The following is a 21,273-nucleotide window of genomic DNA, read 5'->3' as shown; positions in this document are numbered from 1 at the left end:
CAAACACCCTGCGCAACCCAGCAATCTGGGCACGACGAATGGCCATCGGCGCCACCGCCTTGCTCGTCACGCTCGCCATCGGCGTTTTCGCGCTCGACCGTCTAGACAAGGCCTATCCGCCGCCGCTTGCCGATGCCGCCCCACTCTCGCCGGAGGTTGTCGACCGCAACAGTGCGCTTCTGCGCGTCTATGCGGCGGCGGACGGGCGCTGGCGCCTTCAAGCAGACGTCGACACGCTCGACCCGCAGCTCCTCGAAATGCTGGTCGCCTATGAGGACCGGCGCTTCTGGTCGCATTCCGGCGTCGATCCCCTGGCGCTTTTGCGCGCCGCCTTTCAGCTTGCCGCAAACGGCCGCATCGTTTCGGGCGGCTCGACCCTTTCCATGCAGCTCGCCCGCCTGGCCGAGCCGCGGGGAGAGCGCAGCTTCGCCGCCAAGTTCCGCCAGATCGCCCGCGCCCTGCAGATCGAGCGCCGCCTTTCCAAGCGCGAGATCCTCGAGCGCTATCTGACCCTGGCGCCCTATGGCGGCAATCTGGAAGGCGTGCGCGCGGCGAGCCTTGCCTGGTTCGGCAAGGAGCCGCACAAGCTCAGCCTGTCCGAGGCCGCCCTGCTCGTCGCCCTGCCGCAGTCTCCGGAGGCGCGCCGCCCCGACCGCCATCCCGAAGCCGCGAAAGCCGCGCGCGACCGGGTGCTCGCCCGCATGGCCAAGGCAGGCGTGATCGCCGAAGGAGAGGTGGCCCGCGCCGCGCATGCGGCAATCGCGGCCGAACGCCAGCCGATGCCCGCCTATGCCGCGCATCTGGCCGATGCCGTCAGGCGCGCCGACCCCGAAAAGCGCCAACATCGGCTCCTCCTCGACCGCGGCGTTCAAGCCAGGCTGGAAGCGGTGACCCGCGAGGCGGCACGGCGCCAGGGCGCCCGCGTCTCGGTCGCCATGATCCTGGCCGACGCCCACACCGGGGCGGTGCTGGCCCGTGTCGGCTCGGCCGGCTATTTCAACGCCGCCCGCGCCGGCTGGATCGATATGAGTGTCGTCCAGCGCTCGCCCGGCTCGACCCTTAAGCCCCTCATCTACGGCCTCGCCTTCGAGGAAGGGCTGGTCATGCAGGAAACGATGATCGAGGATCGTCGGGGCAATTTTGCCGGCTATCGGCCGAAGAACTTCGACATGGAGTATCAGGGCGACGTCACGGTGCGCGAGGCGCTGCAGATGTCGCTCAATGTGCCGGCGATCCGCCTGCTCGACGCCGTCGGCCCGGCCCGCCTGATGGCGCGGATGCGGCGCGCCGGCGTCCACCCCGTCCTGCCGCCCGGCGAGGCGCCTGGGCTGGCCATCGGCCTCGGCGGCGCCGGGCTGACGCTGGAAGGGCTGGTGCAGCTTTATGCCGGGCTCGCCAATCACGGCAAGGTGCGGCCGCTGCGCCATGTCGCCGGCTCCGAGACCCCGTCCGACCCGGCGACGGTGCTGACCCCGCAGGCTACATGGCAGATCGCCGACATGCTTGCGGGCGTCGTCCCGCCTGGGCGCGCGCCGCGTCTCGGTATCGCTTATAAGACCGGCACCTCCTACGGCTACCGCGATGCCTGGGCCGTCGGCTACGATGGCCGCCACGTGCTCGGCGTGTGGGTGGGCCGCCCCGACGGCGGCTCGGTGCCCGGCCTGACCGGTTATCTTGCCGCCGCGCCCATCCTGTTCGAGGCCTTCTCCCGCTCCGGCGTCGGGCTGACGCCACTGCCGCGCGCGCCGGCGGGCGCCGTGCGTCTTGCCGCCCGGGATTTACCTTTCTCGCTGCGCCGCTTTGCATCCTCCGGCCGGACGGCGGTTGCGGGCGCGCCGACCGAGCCGGCACCGGAGATCGTCTTTCCGCCCGAGGGAGCGCGCGTCGATCTCGGCCTTTCGCAAGGCGCCCGCGTAATGCCGCTGGCGCTCAAGATCAACGGCGGGCGGGCGCCATTCCGTTGGCTCGCCAACGGCGAGCCGTTGCCCGAAACCCACCGCCGCCGCACCGCCTCGTGGACGCCCGACGGCCGCGGCTCCTCCACCCTCACGGTGATCGATGCAGCCGGCCGCAGCGCCACCGTGCGCGTGATCCTAGAGTAAGCGCTATCGTACGGGCAGACCTTCTTCAACGCGCTTCATGATCGCCGGGCTCCAGCTCCAACGCGCATTTCTCCACGGCATCGATAGCCCCTGTCACCAAACCTTCAAACCACCCGGCTAGCAAGGGAAGGAAGTTTGGTGTGTGCCAAACGCAACCCAGCGACATAGCCAGGAGAAGACTATGAAAGACATCGACCCGACCACGGTATCCGCCGACGAGTGGGACGAATTGAACTTCCCACGACCCAAGGAACAGGAGTTCGACCGTGTCGTCGAGCGCGCGATCTCGCGTCGCGGCTTTCTGGGCGGCATGCTCGCGTTCGGGTCCGGCGCGGCGGTGATGGGAACCGGCTTGCTGGACTCCACGTCCGCACGGGCCCAGCAGGCCAGCCGCTTTGCCTTCAAACCGATTCCGGCCGCCACCGACAGCACCGTGCACGTGCCGGAGGGCTATTCCTGGAACATCCTCACACGCTGGGGCGATTCCCTCTTCGCCGAGGCCGAAGGCGATTTCACCGATGAGACCGGCGGCAGCGCCGCCATGTCGGACAAGGTGTTCGGCGAGAACACGGACGGGATGGAACTGTTCGTGATCGGCGGCGCCCAGGTGATCGCCGTCAATCAGGAATACGTCAACAACAAGATCAACCTGCCGCAGGCCACGGACGGCACGCCGGCCAGCGCCGAAGACGTCCGCAAGCTCCAGAACCTTCAAGGCGTGACCGTGATGGAGGTCAGCGAGACTGAGAACGGCTGGGAAGTGGTCAAGGACAGCCCGTTCAACCGCCGCATCACCCATAATACGCCGATGCACATTGCCGGTCCCGCCGCCGGGGATGATCTGATGAAGACCGCGGCTGATCCGACCGGAACGGAAAGCCTGGGCACCTTCAACAACTGCGGCGCGGGCAAGACGCCATGGGACACCTACCTGACCTGCGAAGAGAACTTCAACGGCTACTTCGGCGCCACCGGTGAGATGCCGGCCGACGAAAAGATCGCCGCGGGCTACGCGCGCTACGGCATCGCCGCCGAAGGCCGCTATGCCTATGAGAAGTTCGATGCGCGCTTCGACGTCAGCCAGAACCCGAACGAGCCGCATCGCGCGGGCTGGATCGTCGAGATCGACCCGTCCGATGCCTCCTCGACACCGGTGAAGCGCACTGCGCTCGGCCGGTTCAAGCACGAGAACGCCGCCTGCGTGTTGGCCCCCGACGGCCGCGTGGTGGTCTACATGGGCGATGATGAGCGGGGCGAGTTCCTCTACAAGTGGGTGTCGCGCGACGTCTACGTGCCGGGCGGCGACACCTCGACGCTGCTTGACGAAGGGACGCTCCACGTCGCGAAGTTCAACGAGGACCAGACCGGCACCTGGCTCGCGCTCACGCCCGAGGCGACGGGCATGTCGGCGGCCGAGATCGCAATCTTCACGCGGACCGCGGCATCGAAGGCGGGCGCGACGACGATGGATCGCCCCGAATGGGTGGCCGTCAACCCGACGGCGATCGAAGCTTATTGCTGCCTCACCAACAACAGCCGTCGCGGGGCAATGAACGACGACGGCTCGGTCCGCACCAATGCGGGCGGGGACGCAATGACGGTCAATGCGGTGAACCCGCGCGAGACCAACGGCTATGGCCAGATCGTTCGCTGGCGCCCGGCAGGGGAGAACCATGCTTCCTCGATCTTCGAATGGGACCTCTATGTCATGGCGGGCAACCCCTCCGTCCACACGGAGGGGCCTTATGCCGGCAGTGCCAATGTCAACACCGGGAACATGTTCAACTCGCCGGACGGCATGGTCATGGACTCGACCGGCATGCTCTGGATCCAGACGGACGGTGACGACAGCAACGAGGGCGATTTTGCCGGCCAGGGCAACAACCAGATGCTCGTGGGCGACCCGGTGACCGGCGAGATCCAACGCTTCCTCACCGGCCCCAATGGCAGCGAGGTGACGGGGCTTTGCTGGTCGGCCGACCGCCGCACGATGTTCGTCGGGATCCAGCACCCCGCCGCGCCCTTCCCGGACGGCGAAGGCAAACTGCCGCGCTCCTCGATCATCGCGATCAAGCGCGACGACAACGCCCTTCTGGGCTGACGCTACTGCTCGGTTTGGGCGTGCCTTCTCCGGCACGCCCAACACTCGCTGCTACCAGCAGGTTCCGTGCCGCCCACTACATCGCGTCGGTGTCGACTTGGTGCTATAGTTTCCATGTGGGCAGGGCGTGTAACAAGTATCTGCGTCGGTGCAGCAATGAACCTCGTCTATTGGGCCGCAGCGATATCCATCTTGACGACAGCGCTGCTGGGCATTGCCACCCTGTTCGCCCCCGATGGCGGGGCGCTGATACCGGCAGCGGTCTTCGTCGTCGGGCAAGTTGTTGCATCGCTGCTCTGCCTCCCTCACCTCTTGAACGTCGCGCGCCATCACGACAAAAACTCTCCCTGACCCGCCAATCGCTGCCCTGGAGGGAGCCGGTTGCCCAATTGCGCCACCACCTTTGTAAAAAGTTGATAATTGACATCATGTTTGCTAACGGCAAGCTGGATGCCAGCCACGCCGTTCCAGTGGTGCGATCCTGTCAGATGGTCCCCATCTAACAGGTCGCCCCACCGGACCAATAGCTAGGGGGCTGACTTTCCAAATGGATGCGCACCATCTGTTTGGGTCAGACCGCTAGGGCGAAGCCACGCTGTTTCAGTCGAGGGGTTTCGTCGTGGATTTTCGTCCTATCCGTCATTCGCTGCATGTCGTGCTTCTCAGTGGCTCTGCGCTCTCCAGTCTTCCATCGCACGCGCTTGCGCAGCAGGCGACCCAGCTCGAGCGGCTGGAAGTCGAGGCTGGAACGGAAGGCGTCTTCGACCAGGAAGGCTATGTGGCCAAGAAAGGACGCCTCGGCAGCAAGACCGACACACCGCTGATCGAGACACCGCAGTCCGTTTCCGTCGTCACCGCGGATGAAATCGAAGCCCGGGGAGCGGAAACGCTTGGCACTGCCCTCCGCTACACACCGAGTGTCAATGGCGAACTCTGGGGCGGCGACCTGCGCGGCTACGGCATCCAGATGCGCGGCTTCGAGGTTTCCAGCGACGCGTTCTATGTGGACGGGCTGAAGCTCAGGGGTACGAATTTCGCCGCCTTCATTCCGCTGGACATCTACGGCGCCGAAGGGCTCGAAGTGCTGCGCGGCCCGAGTTCGGTGCTTTACGGCCAGGCGGGCCCCGGCGGCATCGTCAACTATGTCAGCAAGCGCCCGACCGGCGAGACATTCCGCGAGATCGAAGTCGGCGCCGGCAGCTTCGACCGCTACCAGGGCCAGTCCGATATGGGCGGAAAGCTGGACGAGGCGGGGGTGTGGACCTATCGGATGACCGGGCTCTACCGCGACGGCGATACGTTCATCGATCATGTCGAGGACGACCGCATATTCCTGGCGCCGTCGCTGAAGTGGCAGCCGGATGCCGACACCAGCCTGACATTGTTCGCCAAATACCAGAAGGACAATCAGGGCTGGGGTATCCAGTTTCTGCCGGCGAAGGGGACGGTGCTGCCCAATCCCAACGGAACGCTGCCGGCCAGCCACTTTGTCGGCGAGCCTGGCTTTGACCGCTACGACACGTCCATGGCCATGTTGGGCTACGAATTCGAGCACCGGTTCAACGATACGTGGACCGTTCGCCAGAACGCCCGCTACGCCTATCTCCACAACGAGGCGGAAGGCATCTTCGGCGGCGGCGCCAACCCCAATCCAGACCTCGCGCCCGGTCTCGACCCCGATGGCCGCACCTACTACCGCTACGCCGACGGCGGGCTGTCGAGGATAGGCACCTTCGGCATCGACAACCAGGTCGAGGCGGCCTTCGACACCGGCCAACTCTCCCACACGCTGCTCCTGGGCCTCGACTACCAGTATACGGACTTCAGCGACCGCGGCACCACCGGCGACGCTCCGCCGATCGACATCTTCGATCCGGTCTTCGGCCAGCCGCTGCCGCCCTTGAGCGTCTATACCGATGTCGACACGACCCAGAGCCAGGTGGGTGTCTACGCGCAGGACCAGGTCAAGTTCGGCAACTGGGTGCTATCGCTCGGCGGGCGCCACGACTGGGCGAAGACCGACACGCTGGAGAACCTCGATGGCACCACCACCAGCCAGTCCGACAGCGCCTTCAGCGGGCGCGCCGGCCTCGTCTACCTCTCCGACATCGGCCTTGCGCCCTATGTCAGCTATTCGACGTCCTTCCTGCCGGAACTTGCAACCAATCCCGCCGGCGGCGCCTTCGAACCGGAAACCGGCGAGCAATACGAGGTTGGCGTGAAATATCAGCCGGATGGTTGGAACTCCTTCGTCACCGTCTCGGCGTTCGATCTGCGCAAGCAGAACGTGGTCCGCTCATTCGGGAACGTTTCCACCCAGACCGGCGAAATCCGCTCGCGCGGCATCGAGGTGGAGGGCGTGGCGAGCCTCGGCATGGGTCTCGACCTCAAGGCAGCCTATGCCTATCTCGACACGCAGATCACCGACGACGCGGAAGGCACTGGCGGCAATGTGCCCTACGGCGTGCCACATCACCGCGCCTCGCTGTGGGCGGACTACACGTTCCGCAGCGGCCGGCTGGAAGGACTCGGCTTCGGCGCCGGTGTCCGCTACATCGGCTCTAGCTACGGCGACGACGCCAATAGCTTCAAGGTGCCTGCCGCGACGTTGGTCGACGCGGCGGTCCACTACGACTGGAAGGACTTCCAGTTCAAGCTGAACGTCAGCAACCTGTTCGACAAGAAGTATGTCGCGACCTGCTACGCGGAGAGCAACGGCTGCTTCTATGGCGAGAGCCGCAAGATCTCGGGCTCGGTCAAATACCGGTGGTAGATAAAGGCCGAACAGGAAGACGCGCCGGCCCGTGCCGTGCGCCTCGCCTCACGCGGCGGGAATGCCTCGGCGGCCTGGCTGCGGCGTGGCTGGGCGCCGGCCCGCTGCCGGCGCTGGCCGAAGGCCCGGCGCGGATTGCCTGCCTCGAATGGACCTCGGCCGAGATGGTGATCTCCTTCGGCATCGAGCCGGTAGCCGTGGCGGACACCAAGGGCTATCGCGACTGGGTGGTCGGGCCTGCGCTGCCGGCTCAGACGATCGATCTCGGCGCGCGCGGCGAGCCCAATCTCGAGTTGCTTGCCGAATTGAAGCCGGACTTCATCGTCGGCGCCTATGGCTACGGGCTCGACGAGAGCGCCTTCGCCCGCTTCGCGCCGACCTTCAACGTGCCTTTCTACGATGGCACGGGCACACCCTACCGGCAGGCAGAAGATGTGACGCGGGAGCTCGGCCTGAGGCTTGGCCGCAAGGCCGATGCCGAGCGCCTGATCGCGCAAACCGCCGCCACGATCGCAAAGGTGAAACGCGGGCTCTCCGGCCTGGCGAACGAGCCGCTTGCGGTCGTGAGCATGTTCGACGACCGGCATGTGCGGGTCTACGGCAAGGGCAGCCTCCTGCAGGACGTGCTTGACAGGCTGGGGCTCGTCAACGCCTGGACCGGCGAGACGAACGATTGGGGCTTCTCTTCGTTCGGCATAGAGGAGCTGGTGGCGATCGGGGAGGCGCGGCTCATCTCGCTCGACCCCATCCCGCCGCATATCCGCATCAGGATCGACAAGAGCTCGCTCTGGGCCAATCTTCCCTGCGTACGGGCAGGCAAGGTGACCACGATACCGCCGGTCTGGCCCTTTGGCGGGCTGGCCGCCGCCGCCCGTTTCGCAACGCTTCTGGCGGAAATCTCATGACGGCGGGGCCGCTTCCCGCCGCCTTTCCGGCGCCGCCTTCGGCCGGCCGGGCCGCACTCGTTGCGCTGGTCGGCGCGCCGGCCGCCCTTGCGGCCTGCCTCACCGTGATCGGCCTTCTCCAATTGCTGCCCGCAGGGCTGTGGTGGGATGCGCTGCACGCGCCGGATGTCAACGATCCGCGGCAACTGCTCTACCGGCACGCCTTCCTGCCCCGGCTCCTCGTCGCCGTGCAGGCAGGTGCGGCCCTCGGCCTTGCCGGCACCTTGCTCCAGCAGGCCTTGCGCAACCCGCTCGCCGAGCCGACGACCATCGGCACCAATGCCGGCGCCAGCCTCGCCCTGACGATTGCGACGCTCTACGCGCCCTGGCTCCTGGAGACGGGGCGCGAGTGGGTGGCATTTTCGGGCGGCGCCGCCACGACGCTTGTCGTTTTCGCGCTTGCGAGGGGCCGCAGCTTCTCGCCGGTCGCCATCATCATCACCGGCCTCATCGTCAGCCTCACCTGTGGCTCGGCCAGCGCGCTGCTGATGGCGATCAACCGCGAATATTCCGAAGAACTCTTCATCTGGCAGACCGGCTCTCTGGTGCAAAACGGGGATGCGATCGCCCTGGCGCTCGTCCCCTGGATCGCCGTCGCGGCCATCATCGCCTTCCTGCTCGTCCGCCCCTTGCGGCTTCTCGACCTGGGCGAGGAAGGCGCGGCGGGCCTTGGCACAAGGCCAACCCTCACCAGGCTTGCCGCCGTGGCCGTCGCCGTCGCCCTCAGCACCCTCGTGGTCGCAGCCGTCGGCGTGATCGGCTTCGTCGCGCTCGCGGCACCGGCCCTTGCGCGGCTTGCCGGCGCGCGCACATTGGGCCAGCGCATGGTCTGGGCGCCCTTTGTGGGCACCGCGCTCCTGTGGCTCACCGACCGCCTGGTGCAGATCGCGCCTTTCGCAGGCGACATTCCGGCCGGAACCGCGACCGCGTTTCTCGGTGCGCCCCTGCTCCTCCTGCTCCTGCCGAGGATGCAGGCAACGCCGAACCGGTTGCGGGCAATGCCCCTTCTCACGCAGCACCGCGCCCGCTGGCCGTCTCTTCTCCCCATGGTGCTCATCCTCGCCGTTGCGGCGCTTGCAGCCGTCGCCTTCGGGCAAGGCCTTGGCGGCTGGCACTGGGCTTTGCCGTCCGAGCTTGCCGAGTGGCTGCCCTTGCGCGCGCCGCGCGTCATCATCTCGCTTGCCGCCGGGGCCATGCTGGCCGTCGCCGGAACCGCGATGCAGCGCATGACCGGCAATCCGATGGCCGCGCCCGAGGTGCTGGGTGTGACCGGCGGTGCATCCCTGGGTGTCCTTTTGCTCTTCCTCTTCAGCGCGGGGCTCGACCGCGCCGCGATGTTCGCGGCGGCCTCCGCCGGCGCGCTCGTCACCCTCGCCGCAATCGTCCTCCTTGGCCGGCGGCACGCGTTCGCGCCCGACCGTCTGCTGCTTGCCGGCGTCGCGATTGCCACGATGGCCTCGGCATTCTCGGCGATCCTTCTTGCCAGCGGCGACCCGCGCCTCGATTTCCTTCTTGCCTGGTTGTCGGGGTCGACCTACCGCGCGACGGCGGGCGATGCGACCACGGCCGCCATCGCAACGGCTTTCACCCTGGCGCTCGTGCCGCTGACCGCGCGCTGGCTGGATATCCTGCCGCTGGGTGAAGCCGCACCACGGGCGCTCGGCCTCGGGCTCGGCCGCGTCCGCTCCATCCTTCTGCTTCTCATTGCCGTCCCCACGGCCGTCTCAACGCTGGTCATCGGGCCGCTGAGCTTCGTCGGGCTGATGGCGCCGCACATGGCGCGGGCGCTTGGCTTCCAGCGCGCCCTGCCGCAGCTTCTTGCGGCGGCGTGCTTTGGCGCGCTCTCCCTGCTTCTGGCCGACTGGGCCGGCAGGACGCTGATCTTTCCCTGGCAAGTCCCGGCCGGCCTGCTCGCCGCCCTTGCCGGCGGTCCCTTCTTCATGATCCTGATGTGGAAAGGCAGGCGATGACCCACCTTGGCATCCGCGACCCTGGTAAAAAGCTCATCGGCACGGCGAAGACCGCGCCGCCTGCCCAATCGGCGCCAAGCCTGGATAGCGAGGCGCTGTTCGCCCTCGACGAGGTCACGTACAGGGTTCCCGGGCGCATCCTGCTGCAACCGCTTAGCCTCGACATTGCGCCCGGCCAGGTCGTCGGGCTCATCGGGCAGAACGGCTCCGGCAAATCCACGCTGATCAAGCTCCTCGCTCGTCAGCAGCCGCCGTCGGCGGGTACGCTCCGCTTCCGGGGGAGGGCGCTTTCGGCATGGGGGGATCGGCCATTCGCGCGCAAGGTCGCCTACCTCCCGCAGCAAACGCCTCCAGCGTCCGGAATGCTGGTGAAGGAGCTGGTCGCGCTCGGCCGCTACCCCTGGCACGGCGCGCTCGGCCGTTTCGGCATCGCCGACCGGGAGACAGTGAGCGAGGCAATGGCTCTGGCGGGCGTAACCGCCTTTGCCGACCGTCTGGTCGACACTTTGTCCGGCGGCGAGCTTCAGCGGGTCTGGCTGGCCATGTTGGTGGCGCAGGACGCCGAATGCCTGTTGCTCGACGAGCCGACATCCGCCCTTGACGTCCACCATCAGATCGAAGTGCTGTCCCTTGTGCAGCGGCTCAGCCGGACAAAGGGCATCAGCGTGGTGATCGTGCTGCACGACGTGAATATGGCCGCGCGGTTCTGCGACGAGATCGTGGCTCTCCACACCGGCAGATTGATCGCGCGCGGAACGCCCGACAAGATCATGTCGCCCGATCGGCTGCACGAAGTCTACGGAGTGGGGATGGACGTGATGCAGCACCCGGCTACCGGCCGACCGGTGGCGGTGGCGCGGTAAGGAGACAAGCCGGCCTATCGACACATGATCAGGCCGCCTCTGTGATCGGCTTGAACCGCGCGGTCCGGCTCATCAAGAAGACGCTCTTCGTCGGCGTCTTCGCCTACATAATCGGCAACTGGAACACGCTCGCCCGCATCGTCTTCGAAAGCTTCGCCGGCCTGGGGCTCATCGCATCGGGAGGCAGCCTGAGCGCCGGCGAGCTTCTCCAGCCCCGCCGCATCGCCGAAATCGGCTTGGAGGCTGGTCGGCCGATCCTTGCTTCGATCGCCGAACTGATGGGCTTCGTCTCCTTCTTCATTCTGGCAATCCAGCTCTTCTTCACCCTGATCGAATTCAAACTGGCGGCGCTGGCCGGCTTCATCCTCGTGCCGTTCGGACTTTTCAACAAAACCGCCTTTATGGCCGAGCGCGTGCTGGGGCTGGTGATCTCGTCAGGTGGGCGCCGAGAGCGCCGGCGCTACGCGTGCCGTCTCATCCGCGGGCGCGATGGGGCTGATGCAGGTCATGCCCGATACCTGGGATCACCTGCGCGCCCGGTATCACCTCGGCCGCGATCCGTTCGATCCGCGCGACAACATCCTCGCGGGCGCAGCTTATTTGCGCGAGATGTACGACTGCTACGGCGCCATTCCGGCCATGCTGGCGGCCTACAATGCGGGGCCAGCCCGCTATGACGATTACCTCGCAACCGGCCGGCCGCTGCCTGCCGAGACGTGCGCCTATGTCGATTTACTGCGCCAGCGCTTGGCGTCATCGCGCCGTCGCCGAACACTCCGGCCGCACCGCCATCGCCACCGGACTGGCGTGAAGAACCGCTCTTTTTCCCGCGCTCAAACGACCGCCGGAGTGTCGACAACCGTGCCTCCGAGGAGCCGTCGAAAACGTCCCACTCTCCCGTCCCGGAGCAGCGCAAACACACGCCGCAACCACGGTCTGAACCGATATTCGTCGCCGACGGCAGTACAAGGGGCTCGTCATGACTGACGCCATGTGCATTCCTGCCCTGTCGGACTCTGGCGTAGCATGGCGGGCGCCAGCGGGGGCGGCAGGTCCAACAACCGCACGATGGCAGGCTAAAAGGGCGCACATTGCGCGTCGCTCGGTCGGTTGTTTTGCTTGGATTTTCTGGCGCGTTCCGCACCTTGTCAGCCTTTGGCGCAATGTGCGCCGACTGTTCAACCCTCCATACTTGCTGCGTTTTTTGCACATTCCGGAGCGATGCGATGGCCGATGAGTTCCGCATTCGCCGGGCCGCATCCGCTCGTCGCGCCACGCGCCCGTTCATCGCGCAGGCCCTTGCGGCCGCGAAAAAAGCGGGGGCGGCGTCTCGCGATCCGGCCGCGTCACGTCCGGCGCGACGGTTGCGCGAACCGGCGATCTTCATTGAGGTGAAACTTCCGCACGCGATTGGCCGCCGAGCCTTCCTCGCCGCGGAAGCCTTGTAGACGCTGAATCGACTCATTGATCCCTAGGACGTGAAGGAGTCCAAGAATGTGCCGAGAAACGCTCGAACCATGTTCAGTCGATCAAGAACTCGTATGCGCTCGTCTTGGCAAGGAAACTGCCTGCGGGCGGTCAAATATACGGTGCCGCTTGTGCAGGGCCTGTCGATGGCGCCGATGTCCTTGTCTGAGGAATATGAAATGTCTGCCGGAAATAGGCTCGGAAAGCTTCCATGGGACGGTTGAATTTTGCTTTTCGGACCCAGGCCAGTCCGACATTCATCGCCGGTATATGCTCGTGGAGCACAATCGTCTCCAGCCTCTGGCCTTCCAGCGACCAAGGACGGTAGACCATGTCGGAGAGGATAGCCACGCCCTGGCCGCTGGCGACCATGGAGCGCACCGCCTCGACGGAGGATGTGCGCAATTTGACGTTCGGGCGGTAGTGCGTTGCGCTCCAGTAGCCGAGCGAGGTGTTGGCCGCTTCGTCGACAGTGAGCATGATGTAGGGTTCTTTTGCGACGTCTGAGAGGCCGACGCGTGCCTTCTGCAGGAATGGGTGTCGGGAGGGCACCCAGAGCCGGCGGGTCGAGCTGATCATCGTTTCGCTGGCAATCTGCGGATTGCGGACGTTTGAGGTCAAAAGCACGGCAATATCGTAGCGTTCGTCGAGAAGCCCTTCCTCGATTGCCTCACGGTTCAATTCGAACAACTGAATATCGAGACCCGGAAGACTGCGCCGAAGTCTTTGCAGATGATCCGGAAGGAAATAACCCATCACGGTATAGGTCGCGGCTACGGAGAGGCGACCCTCGACATCGCCGGAGGGAATGGTGAGGTGTGTTGCCTCATGCACCTTCTGCAGGATCTCATAGGCATGGAACAGAAACTCGCGCCCGGCTGGCGTCAGGTCCATGCCGTTCGTCGAGCGGTGGAAGAGTTGCAGATTGACGGTGCGTTCCAATTCGCGGATCGCCGTCGTTACCGCCGATTGCGAGATCGAGAGTTCGACGGCGGCCTGGGAGATCTGGCCGAGCTCGGCCGTTGCTACGAAGTAGCGGATCTGACGAAGACTGATCGACATCGCGTTCCTCCCTTGCAATCTTTCACGCGGGTTTCGGGTGCCCGCCACCGATATCTGTTTTTTTGATATTACAGCATTGGAAAATAGAATTTCCAATCTCTAATTTGTTTTCCTAGGCTGCCTGCGAGTGGAACGGAGACCCGTCAAAAGCCGGTAAGGTTGCGGGCAATAGCTGGGAGTGTCGCATGGCCGTACGGGCGATCGACGTCAATTGCGACATGGGCGAAGGTTTCGGCGCCTGGCAGTTGCGCGAAACCGACGACGGCACCCTGATCAAGTTCATCAGTTCCGCGAACATCGCTACCGGCTTCCACGCTGGCGACCCGAGCCTGATGGATCGGACCGTGCGCATGGCTGTCGAGCACGGCGTGGGTGTCGGCGCACATCCCGGCTATCGTGACCTGCAGGGCTTCGGCCGCCGACGTCTCGATGGCAGCGCGTCCGAGCTCGTCAACGACATCATCTACCAAGTCGGCGCGATCCGTGAATTCGCCAAGCGTCATGGAACGTCCCTTCAGCATGTAAAGCCGCACGGCGCGCTTTATATGGAGCTGGCCGTGAACGAGGAATTTTCGGACCTTTTCGTACGCTACATGCGGGCGGTTCAGCCCGACACCGCCATCTTCTGCATGGGGATGTCGGCCACCTACAAGATCGCCAAGGCCGCGGGCCATCCGGTGATCCGCGAATTCTTCGCGGACCGCGATTACGCCGACGATGGCTCCATCGTCTTCACGCGTCGCGTCGAGCGTCTCGATCCTGAGGCCATTGCCGAAAAGGTCGTCAAGGCCTGCCAGACGGGCAAGGTGACGACGGTCACCGGCAATGAAATCGATATCGAATTCGAATCCATCTGCTTCCATTCCGATACGCTCGGCTCGGCAGAGATCGCCACGGCCATGCGTCGTCGCCTGACGGAGAACGGAATCAGAGCCGTTCCGGTCGCGCAACTGCCGGCTCGCTAGAACGCGGACACGAAGGGGAAAGGGGTCATGAGCAAGGTTGAGATCAAGGCGCCGATGCCAGGAGTTTTCTACCGGAAGCCCTCCCCGGAAAGTCCGCCCTTCAAGGCCGATGGCGACGACGTTGCCGCCGGTGACGTGGTGGCGCTGATCGAGGTAATGAAGAGCTTTCACGAAGTCGCCGCCCTGGAGCCGGGCAAGTCCATCCGCTTCCTGCTCGAAGATGCCGACGCGGTCATGGCAGGTCAGGTCATCGCCGAGATGGAAGGGTAGGCGGCATGGCCATCGGCTCTCTCCTCATCGCAAACCGGGGCGAGATCGCGGTCCGCATCGTCCGGGCGGCGCAGGCGCTCGGCATCCGCACCGTTCAAGCATACAGCGCCGCCGATGCGGACTCCCTTGCGGTCAGGATGGCGGATGATGGCGTGCTTATCGGCCCGCCGCCCGCTGCAAAATCCTATCTGGACATCGGGGCCATCATCGCCGCTGCGAAGGAGAAGGGCGTCGATGCTATCCATCCAGGCTATGGCTTTCTGGCGGAGAATGCCGACTTTGCCGAGGCGGTTGCCGATGCGGGCATGATCTTTGTCGGTCCGGACGCCGATGCCATTCGGCTTCTGGGCGACAAGGTGGCCGCGCGCGAGGTGGCGCGCAAGGCGGGGGTGCCGACGGTGCCAGGCAGCGAGGGCCGGGTCGCCGGTCTAGACGAGGCGCGCGCGCTGGTCGAGGAGATCGGCTTTCCCGTTATGATCAAGGCCGCGGCGGGCGGCGGCGGTCGCGGCATCCGTATCGTGCAGGACTTCGAAGCCTTCGAGAAACAGTTCCCGCAAGCCGCCTCTGAAGCTCGGGCCGCGTTTGGCGATGGCGGTCTCTATGTCGAGAAGGTGATCGGGAACGCCCGGCATATCGAGGTTCAGATTCTGGGCGATGGCGAGAACGTCATCCATTGTTTCGAGCGCGAGTGCTCGCTGCAGCGCCGCCGGCAGAAGGTATGGGAGGAGGCTCCAGCCTTCGGACTGTCCCCGTCGGTGCGCAAGGCGCTCACCGAAAGTGCGGTCGCGCTGGCGAAATCCGTGCGCTATCGCGGGGCGGGTACGGTCGAATATCTCTACGATGCCGATGCGCAGGCCTTCTACTTCATCGAGGTAAACACGCGCATTCAGGTGGAGCACCCGGTGACGGAGATGATCACCGGCATCGATCTGGTTGCCGAGATGATCCGCATCGCAGGCGGCGAAAAGCTCTCCATCGCGCAGGAGGATGTGCGCATCAAGGGGCACGCCATAGAGTGCCGCATCAACGCGGAAGATCCGGCACGGAACTTCCTGCCTTCGCCGGGCCAGGTCAGCGGGTTGTCGGTGCCGAACGGCGATGGCATTCGCTTCGACACCATGCTCTATGACGGTTACGTCGTTCCGCCGTTCTACGATTCACTGCTCGGCAAGATGATCGTCCATGGTCCGGATCGGGCGTCCGCCATCTGGCGCATGGAAGAAGTGCTCGGCGCGCTCGCCATAGGCGGCATCAAGACCACCGTGCCCCTGCATCTGGCCATCGCCGCCAATCCCGATGTCATCGCAGGCGCGTTTCACACCAAGTATCTGGAGAACTGGCTCGCAGGCGCTCCCTTGAGCGAAACCGCCACCGAAACGGAGAACGTCCGATGAAGCCGCGCTATACATTCGGCGGCGACGAGCACCTGTTCGTCGAAGTCGATGAGGAAATGTCCCTCGACGCCTTCTTCAAGAGCCTGTCGATGACGCGCATCATTTCCGAACGCGGTATCGATGGCATCACCGAGATCTGCCCGGCCAACGCCTCCTTTCAGGTGAAGTACGATCCCGACGTGATTGCGCCGGAGGCGCTTTTGCAGACCGTTCAGTCGATCGAGGCGGAGGCCGAAGGCGCCGACCCGGTTCTGCAAACCCGGTTGATCGAGATTCCCGTATACTACCGGGATCCCTGGACCCACGAGACGCTGATGCGGTTTCGCGAGCGTCACCAGGATCCCCGGGCCAGCGACCTCGAATATGCCGCGCGCATCAACGGCTATGACGGCGTCGAGGCGTTCATCGCCGCCCATTCGGGCTCGCCCTGGTTCGTCTCCATGGTCGGCTTCGTCGCGGGCCTGCCGTTCATGTATCAGATGGTCGAGCGCGAACGTCAGATTCAGGTGCCGAAATATCTGCGCCCGCGCACCGACACGCCCAAGCACACGGTCGGCTATGGCGGTTGCTTCTCCTGCATCTATTCGGTCCGGGGTGCCGGCGGATATCAGATGTTCGGCATCACGCCCATGCCGATCTTCGATCCGGATCAGAAGACCAACTATCTGAAGGATTTCATGGTCTTTTTCCGGCCCGGCGACATCGTGAAGTTCAGGCCGATCGATCGCTCGGAATATGACCGCACGATGGAAGCGGTGCGGCGCGATGCATTCACCCCGAAAATCCGCGAGGTGGAATTCGATCTGCGCGCCTTCAACGTGGACATCAAGGGTTACAACGCGCGGCTGGAGGGCATGATCAATGACGATTAAGGTGCTCGATCCGGGCCTGCTGACCAGCGTACAGGATCTCGGTCGCCCCGGCTATTTTCATCTCGGAATCCCGGTTTCCGGCGCGATGGACCGTTTCGCGTTGCGCGCGGCCAACCTGCTGGTTGGAAATGACGAGGGCGCGGCGGGGCTCGAGGCGGTCTTCGTCGGTCCGACGCTCGCGTTTCAGACCGATACGGTCGTTGCCGTCACCGGCGCCGAGATGCCGGTCAAGATCGACGGCGAGGTGAAGCCCGATTGGACCGCGCTGCCGGTCAAGGCCGGACAGGTGCTCAGCTTCGACTTCCTGGCGGCCGGAGCGCGCATCTACATCGCCGTCGCCGGCGGCATCGACGTGCCGGCGGCGCTCGGCAGCCGCTCCACCTATCCGATCGGCGCCCTCGGCGGCTTCGAAGGTCGCGCGATTACCGCCGGCGACGAGCTGCCGGTTGGTCAGGACGCCACGAAGCCGGCGGCGGGAAAATCCGTTCCGGAGGGTCTTCGGCGGAAATCGCCGATGCCGGTCGAGCTCCGCATCCTCCCAGGACTGTATGATCACCGCGTCACCAGGGAATCGCTCGACCGGTTCTTCGATGAAGAGTGGAGGGTGGCACCTGAAGCCGACCGCATGGGGTATCGCTTCAAGGGCGGCACGCCGCTGGAGTTCATCGAGCGTGAACAGCCGTTCGGTGCCGGGTCGGATCCCTCCAATATCGTGGGTAGCTGTTATCCGTACGGATCGGTGCAGGTGCCTGGTGGAACCGAGCCGATCATCCTGCATCGAGATGCGGTCTCGGGCGGCGGCTATTTCATGATCGGAACGGTGATTTCCGCCGACATGGACCTGATTGGCCAGTTGCAGCCCAACACCCGCACGCATTTTCGCCGGGCAACGATGGAGGAGGCGCTCGATGCACGCCGCCAGCGCGCGGCCATGCTCGACCGCTTGCGAACGGCGCTCCGATAGTCCGGACGGTAGCGCGGGTCGCGAACCGCGCTTTCAGACGGGAATAAGATAAGGCGCCAAATGCCCCGGCTGGGGCAGGACGGCGACGATCTTGAGTTGCGCGATTGTGCGGTCGCGCGATTTGGAGAGGTGGTTCTCCAAAAGTTCTGCGGCGCTTTGCGTGGCGCCGACGATGAGCAGTTCGCCGATCATCCGGATTTCGCGGATCGACAGGGCGTCGCCCGCGAGCCCGAGATTGAAAAGCGCCTTCTGCGAGGCCTGCAGCGTCTTCCGGTTGTTGGAAATCAGCGAGCGCAGGTCGCGATTGGGAGTGGAAAGGATGGCAAGATCAATGAACGTGTTGACAAGCCCGAACCACCGCTCGGCCTCGATCGGACCACCCTGGCGCTCGGTTTCTTCCATCTGCCTGCACAGACGCTCCAGCGCGATCTTGTCGATGAATGGTGCCGCCGAACGCAGCGCGGCCACCTCCAGGATAATGCGCAACTCGAACTTGTTCTTGATGGATTTTGCCGTCAGCGGGCCGACCAGCCAGCGCGACGTCGAGCTTTTCGTTACAAGGCCGCGCTCCTGCAGGCGTCCCAGAACATCGCGGATCACCGTGCGGCTGACGTCGAAATACGCCGCGAGGTCGCTTTCGACGATCCGGTACTGGCCAAACACGAGGCAGGAGGAAACGTCGCTCTCCACCTGGTCGTGAATGCGTTTCCAGTTGGGCCTGTTGAGGGATTCGTCATGAGCTTCTTCGACCAAGAGATCGAGTGTCTTGATGTCCTTGCGCACCGGCGCGATGTCCGTGCCGGGCGGGCCGACCAGATAGCCGCGGCCATTGAAGCGGGTGACGGCGCCTTCCGTCTCAAGCAATGCAAGCGCGCGCTTCACGGAACTGCGCGAGATTTTCAGGTGCTCCGCAATCGGCCCTTCCAGAAGCACCAGGCCGCGACCGAGTACGCCCGTCCTTATGTTGGCGCGGATCGTCTCGGCCGCCGAAAGGTAAAGCGGCGTTCTGGTGGAAGGCGTGGCGGAATTCATCTCTGTCCGGGTCATTGGGCCCCGCTCCGGTTTTGGCTTTTCTCGCCGCAGGCTTCAATGGCAAAAATACACGCTGCAGGTGAGTCTGGAATACAAAGATCATTTTTTGTGCAGCCTTCTGCTCGCGATCGCGCCCGAATGCCTGAAAACAAGGCTGTCGAAGCGGTCGGGGCAGAGGTCTCCTCGTGCGCTGCCGGACAACGATTTGAGCACTCTTGCCCAAAGACAGGAGCGGGTTTTCGTTTCTACCTTTGGTCCCGGAAGCGAAGAACAAGCGCCGGAACGACGCGGAGGGCACCAGTGCGGTGCGCCGCGAAACGACCGTGCGCCGGCCGGAAGCCGCGGAAAACAAGGATATGCGACCGCCCCGCCTGGCCGCGCGAGAAGAAAAGGCACATGCCGGCTTGCGCGATCCGATAATAACGTGTTTGTATACATACTCATCTTTTGATGATGACACATCGTGGGAGAGGAGGGAAGCTTGCTATCGCTGAATTCGGTCACCAAGCGCTACGGAGCCTTCACGGCTCTCGATCGCCTGAGCGTCACGATTCCTGACGACGCCTATGTCTCGCTCCTCGGCGCGAGCGGCAGCGGCAAGACCAGCCTTCTGCGGGTCATTGCAGGTTTCGAGGAGCCGGACAGCGGCACCGTCAGCTATGACGGCAAGCACCTGAATGGCGTTGCGCCGCACCGGCGCGGCATCGGCTTCGTGTTTCAGAACTTCGCGCTCTTCCCGCATCTGAGTGTCGAGAACAACATCGCCTTCGGCCTGCGATACCGCGAGCAGGAGCCGGTCGTCGACCCGGCGGATGTCCGCCAGCGGGTGGCCGACATCGTTCGTCTCGTGGGTCTGGAGGGGCTGGAGGCGCGCAAGGTTACGGCCATATCCGGTGGCCAACGACAGCGCGTGGCGCTTGCACGCACGCTTGTCACGGAGCCGCGCATGGTGCTGCTCGATGAGCCCTTGGGCGCGCTCGATGCCAATCTGCGCGAACGCATGTGCGACGAGCTGCGCGCCATTCGCGAGCGCTTGAAGGTCACCTTTCTCCATGTGACCGGCAGCGAGACCGAGGCGCTTTTGATGGGCGACACGGTGGCCGTTCTGTCGGCGGGCTCCGTTGCGCAGATCGCGCCGGCATCCTCTCTCTTTTCCGCGCCGCTCAATGCCGATGTCGCCCGGCATCTGAACGCGTACAACGTCCTTTCGGGGAAGGCCGAGGGCGGGCACTTTCACGCCGACGGCGCGCGTTTTCCGCTGCCGGACCATCCGGTTCCGCAGGACGGCGCGCCTGTCGACGTGGCGCTCCGTTTCGATCGGATTTCCGTTGTGGCGGCCGACGCCGCCGAACCCCTGGATGCGGTGATCCCGGCACGTTTCGTCGCAAGCGAATTCAACGGTTCGTCGGTTCTGTCCTTCTTCCGAATGGACGATGGGACGCTGCTTCAGGTGGTCGCTCATTTGAGTGGGCCGCCGCCGCGGAGCTTCGAGAGTGGCGCGCTCTACAAACTCGCCTTCGATCCGCGAGACGTCATCTCGTTCACCGAAAGGGCCGCATGATGGAGTTTGCCGGCGAGCAAGTGCAGGGCGCGGTGCAGGCGCAAGGCGGAGAAAACGGCGCGTCGCCGGCCGAGCGCAGAGCGCGGCAGGAGCGTCGCACCGCGCTGATGCTCATCAGCCCAGGCGTGCTGTGGATGGCGCTGTTCATGGTGCTGCCCCTGGTCATGGTCATCTATGTGTCGTTCTGGACCCAGACCACCTTCACCGTCGAGCCGACGCTGACTGTCGACAGCTGGGTGCGCTTCCTGACGAGCCCCACATATCTGGCATCGACCTGGGCCACGGTGCGCATCTGGGCGGTCGTTCTCGCGGCGACGCTGATCATCGGCTACCCGGTGGCGCTGTTCATCGGTCTGATGGTGCGCAACCAGACCCTGCAGACCGCATTGCTGGTCGTCTGCATCATTCCCTTCTGGACCTCGTTTCTGATCCGCGTGATCGCCTGGCGTCCGATGCTCGGCACCGAAGGCGCCATAAACACGATCCTGCTGAAGCTCGGCATCATCGACACGCCGTTGACGACACTCCTATTCTCGGAGTTCGCGGTGCTGGTCGGCATGACGCAGATTTACTGCGTCTTCATGGTCGGGCCGATCACCTTCATGCTCAGCCGCATCGATCCGAGCGTGATCGAGGCGGCGCGCGATCTCGGTGCCGGCTTCGGGCGCATCTTCTTCAAGATCATCCTGCCGCTGTCGCTGCCGGGGGTGATCGTCGGGGCGATCTTCGTCTCGGTCATGGTGCTCGGCGAGTTTGCCACCGCCGCCTCGCTTTCCGGCCGCAAGGTCAACCTGCTGGGCAACATCATCGTCTCGCAGGTGGGCTCGCTCAAATGGGCCTTCGCTTCCGTCGCTGGCGTCATTCTCACCACCATCATCGCCGCCGTCATCACCGTGCTGCTGCGTATCGTCAATGTCAGGAAGGAGATGTAGC

17 protein-coding genes and 2 pseudogenes are annotated in these 21,273 nt (G+C 64.7%); 17 read left to right on the top strand and 2 right to left on the bottom strand.

Annotated features, from left to right (window positions below):
* Positions 1 to 38 precede the first annotated feature (38 nt).
* From pbpC to GM910_RS14390, 10 genes and pseudogenes are all read left to right on the top strand, one after another.
* Positions 39 to 2,102 (top strand): penicillin-binding protein 1C, encoded by a 2,064-nt coding sequence (gene pbpC, locus GM910_RS14435; protein ID WP_159588361.1) that lies wholly within the window; start codon positions 39 to 41, stop codon positions 2,100 to 2,102.
* Positions 2,103 to 2,283: 181 nt separating this feature from the next.
* Positions 2,284 to 4,203, top strand: coding sequence for a PhoX family protein (locus tag GM910_RS14430; RefSeq protein WP_159588359.1), 1,920 nt, complete (start codon positions 2,284 to 2,286; stop codon positions 4,201 to 4,203).
* Positions 4,204 to 4,359: 156 nt separating this feature from the next.
* Positions 4,360 to 4,554 carry a hypothetical protein gene (locus tag GM910_RS14425; protein ID WP_159588357.1) on the top strand — a complete coding sequence of 65 codons (195 nt, stop codon included), beginning with the start codon at positions 4,360 to 4,362 and terminating at the stop codon, positions 4,552 to 4,554.
* Positions 4,555 to 4,822: 268 nt separating this feature from the next.
* Entirely contained in the window at positions 4,823 to 6,976 is a 2,154-nt protein-coding gene (locus tag GM910_RS14420) for a TonB-dependent siderophore receptor (protein WP_159588355.1), read from the top strand.
* Positions 6,970 to 7,881: an ABC transporter substrate-binding protein gene (locus GM910_RS14415; RefSeq protein WP_159588353.1), complete on the top strand. Its 912-nt coding sequence runs from the start codon at positions 6,970 to 6,972 to the stop codon at positions 7,879 to 7,881. The genes GM910_RS14420 and GM910_RS14415 overlap by 7 nt, the downstream gene beginning before the upstream one ends.
* Positions 7,878 to 9,890 carry a Fe(3+)-hydroxamate ABC transporter permease FhuB gene (fhuB, locus tag GM910_RS14410; protein WP_159588351.1) on the top strand — a complete coding sequence of 671 codons (2,013 nt, stop codon included), beginning with the start codon at positions 7,878 to 7,880 and terminating at the stop codon, positions 9,888 to 9,890. Before GM910_RS14415 ends, fhuB begins: the two co-directional genes overlap by 4 nt.
* Entirely contained in the window at positions 9,887 to 10,753 is an 867-nt protein-coding gene (locus GM910_RS14405; protein WP_159588349.1) for an ATP-binding cassette domain-containing protein, read from the top strand. Before fhuB ends, GM910_RS14405 begins: the two co-directional genes overlap by 4 nt.
* Positions 10,754 to 10,818: 65 nt before the next feature.
* Positions 10,819 to 11,193 (top strand): annotated as a pseudogene (locus tag GM910_RS14400) (type IV secretion system protein); the annotation flags it as partial.
* 4 nt (positions 11,194 to 11,197) lie between these two features.
* Positions 11,198 to 11,736, top strand: a pseudogene (locus tag GM910_RS14395) (lytic transglycosylase domain-containing protein); the annotation flags it as partial.
* A 243-nt stretch (positions 11,737 to 11,979) separates the two neighbouring features.
* A complete protein-coding gene (locus GM910_RS14390) occupies positions 11,980 to 12,201 on the top strand; it encodes a hypothetical protein (protein ID WP_159588347.1) in 222 nt (73 codons plus the stop codon).
* A 130-nt stretch (positions 12,202 to 12,331) separates the two neighbouring features.
* Here the strand turns inward: GM910_RS14390 and GM910_RS14385 are convergent, their stop codons facing one another.
* Entirely contained in the window at positions 12,332 to 13,282 is a 951-nt protein-coding gene (locus GM910_RS14385; protein WP_159588411.1) for a LysR family transcriptional regulator, read from the bottom strand.
* 185 nt (positions 13,283 to 13,467) lie between these two features.
* On the opposite strand from GM910_RS14385, the gene GM910_RS14380 reads away from it, so the two are divergent.
* Genes GM910_RS14380 through GM910_RS14360 form a run of 5 tightly spaced genes read left to right on the top strand, consistent with a single transcriptional unit; the run spans position 13,468 to position 17,747 of the window.
* Positions 13,468 to 14,247: a 5-oxoprolinase subunit PxpA gene (locus tag GM910_RS14380; RefSeq protein ID WP_159588345.1), complete on the top strand. Its 780-nt coding sequence runs from the start codon at positions 13,468 to 13,470 to the stop codon at positions 14,245 to 14,247.
* Between the two features lie 27 nt (positions 14,248 to 14,274).
* Complete coding sequence (locus GM910_RS14375) at positions 14,275 to 14,517, top strand: acetyl-CoA carboxylase (RefSeq protein WP_159588343.1); 243 nt, start codon at positions 14,275 to 14,277, stop codon at positions 14,515 to 14,517.
* Positions 14,518 to 14,522: 5 nt separating this feature from the next.
* Complete coding sequence (locus GM910_RS14370; RefSeq protein WP_159588341.1) at positions 14,523 to 15,911, top strand: acetyl-CoA carboxylase biotin carboxylase subunit; 1,389 nt, start codon at positions 14,523 to 14,525, stop codon at positions 15,909 to 15,911.
* Positions 15,908 to 16,783 (top strand): 5-oxoprolinase subunit B family protein, encoded by an 876-nt coding sequence (locus GM910_RS14365; protein WP_159588339.1) that lies wholly within the window; start codon positions 15,908 to 15,910, stop codon positions 16,781 to 16,783. The genes GM910_RS14370 and GM910_RS14365 overlap by 4 nt, the downstream gene beginning before the upstream one ends.
* Positions 16,773 to 17,747: a 5-oxoprolinase subunit C family protein gene (locus tag GM910_RS14360; RefSeq protein ID WP_159588337.1), complete on the top strand. Its 975-nt coding sequence runs from the start codon at positions 16,773 to 16,775 to the stop codon at positions 17,745 to 17,747. Before GM910_RS14365 ends, GM910_RS14360 begins: the two co-directional genes overlap by 11 nt.
* 33 nt (positions 17,748 to 17,780) lie before the next feature.
* On the opposite strand, the gene GM910_RS14355 is transcribed toward GM910_RS14360, so the two are convergent.
* Positions 17,781 to 18,794, bottom strand: coding sequence for a GntR family transcriptional regulator (locus GM910_RS14355; protein WP_246226136.1), 1,014 nt, complete (start codon positions 18,792 to 18,794; stop codon positions 17,781 to 17,783).
* 466 nt (positions 18,795 to 19,260) lie between these two features.
* Between GM910_RS14355 and GM910_RS14350 the strand changes: the two genes are divergently transcribed.
* A complete protein-coding gene (locus GM910_RS14350) occupies positions 19,261 to 20,340 on the top strand; it encodes an ABC transporter ATP-binding protein (protein WP_159588335.1) in 1,080 nt (359 codons plus the stop codon).
* Entirely contained in the window at positions 20,340 to 21,272 is a 933-nt protein-coding gene (locus tag GM910_RS14345) for an ABC transporter permease (RefSeq protein WP_159588407.1), read from the top strand. The genes GM910_RS14350 and GM910_RS14345 overlap by 1 nt, the downstream gene beginning before the upstream one ends.
* Position 21,273: the final 1 nt, after the last annotated feature.

This window comes from Chelativorans xinjiangensis, from assembly GCF_009812055.1.
Classification (GTDB): domain Bacteria; phylum Pseudomonadota; class Alphaproteobacteria; order Rhizobiales; family Rhizobiaceae; genus Chelativorans; species Chelativorans xinjiangense.
Note: the sequence above shows the minus strand (reverse complement) of the source record. Positions and strands in the feature narration are given on the sequence as shown.

Excerpts from the sequence above, each read along its gene's own strand:
- pbpC (WP_159588361.1), top strand. The coding sequence starts at position 39 with ATGGCCATCGGCGCCACCGCCTTGCTCGTCACGCTCGCCATCGGCGTT.
- GM910_RS14430 (WP_159588359.1), top strand. The coding sequence starts at position 2,284 with ATGAAAGACATCGACCCGACCACGGTATCCGCCGACGAGTGGGACGAA.
- GM910_RS14425 (WP_159588357.1), top strand. The coding sequence starts at position 4,360 with ATGAACCTCGTCTATTGGGCCGCAGCGATATCCATCTTGACGACAGCG.
- fhuB (WP_159588351.1), top strand. The coding sequence starts at position 7,878 with ATGACGGCGGGGCCGCTTCCCGCCGCCTTTCCGGCGCCGCCTTCGGCC.
- GM910_RS14405 (WP_159588349.1), top strand. The coding sequence starts at position 9,887 with ATGACCCACCTTGGCATCCGCGACCCTGGTAAAAAGCTCATCGGCACG.
- GM910_RS14390 (WP_159588347.1), top strand. The coding sequence starts at position 11,980 with ATGGCCGATGAGTTCCGCATTCGCCGGGCCGCATCCGCTCGTCGCGCC.
- GM910_RS14385 (WP_159588411.1), bottom strand. The coding sequence starts at position 13,282 with ATGTCGATCAGTCTTCGTCAGATCCGCTACTTCGTAGCAACGGCCGAG.
- GM910_RS14380 (WP_159588345.1), top strand. The coding sequence starts at position 13,468 with ATGGCCGTACGGGCGATCGACGTCAATTGCGACATGGGCGAAGGTTTC.
- GM910_RS14375 (WP_159588343.1), top strand. The coding sequence starts at position 14,275 with ATGAGCAAGGTTGAGATCAAGGCGCCGATGCCAGGAGTTTTCTACCGG.
- GM910_RS14370 (WP_159588341.1), top strand. The coding sequence starts at position 14,523 with ATGGCCATCGGCTCTCTCCTCATCGCAAACCGGGGCGAGATCGCGGTC.
- GM910_RS14365 (WP_159588339.1), top strand. The coding sequence starts at position 15,908 with ATGAAGCCGCGCTATACATTCGGCGGCGACGAGCACCTGTTCGTCGAA.
- GM910_RS14360 (WP_159588337.1), top strand. The coding sequence starts at position 16,773 with ATGACGATTAAGGTGCTCGATCCGGGCCTGCTGACCAGCGTACAGGAT.
- GM910_RS14355 (WP_246226136.1), bottom strand. The coding sequence starts at position 18,794 with ATGACCCGGACAGAGATGAATTCCGCCACGCCTTCCACCAGAACGCCG.
- GM910_RS14345 (WP_159588407.1), top strand. The coding sequence starts at position 20,340 with ATGGAGTTTGCCGGCGAGCAAGTGCAGGGCGCGGTGCAGGCGCAAGGC.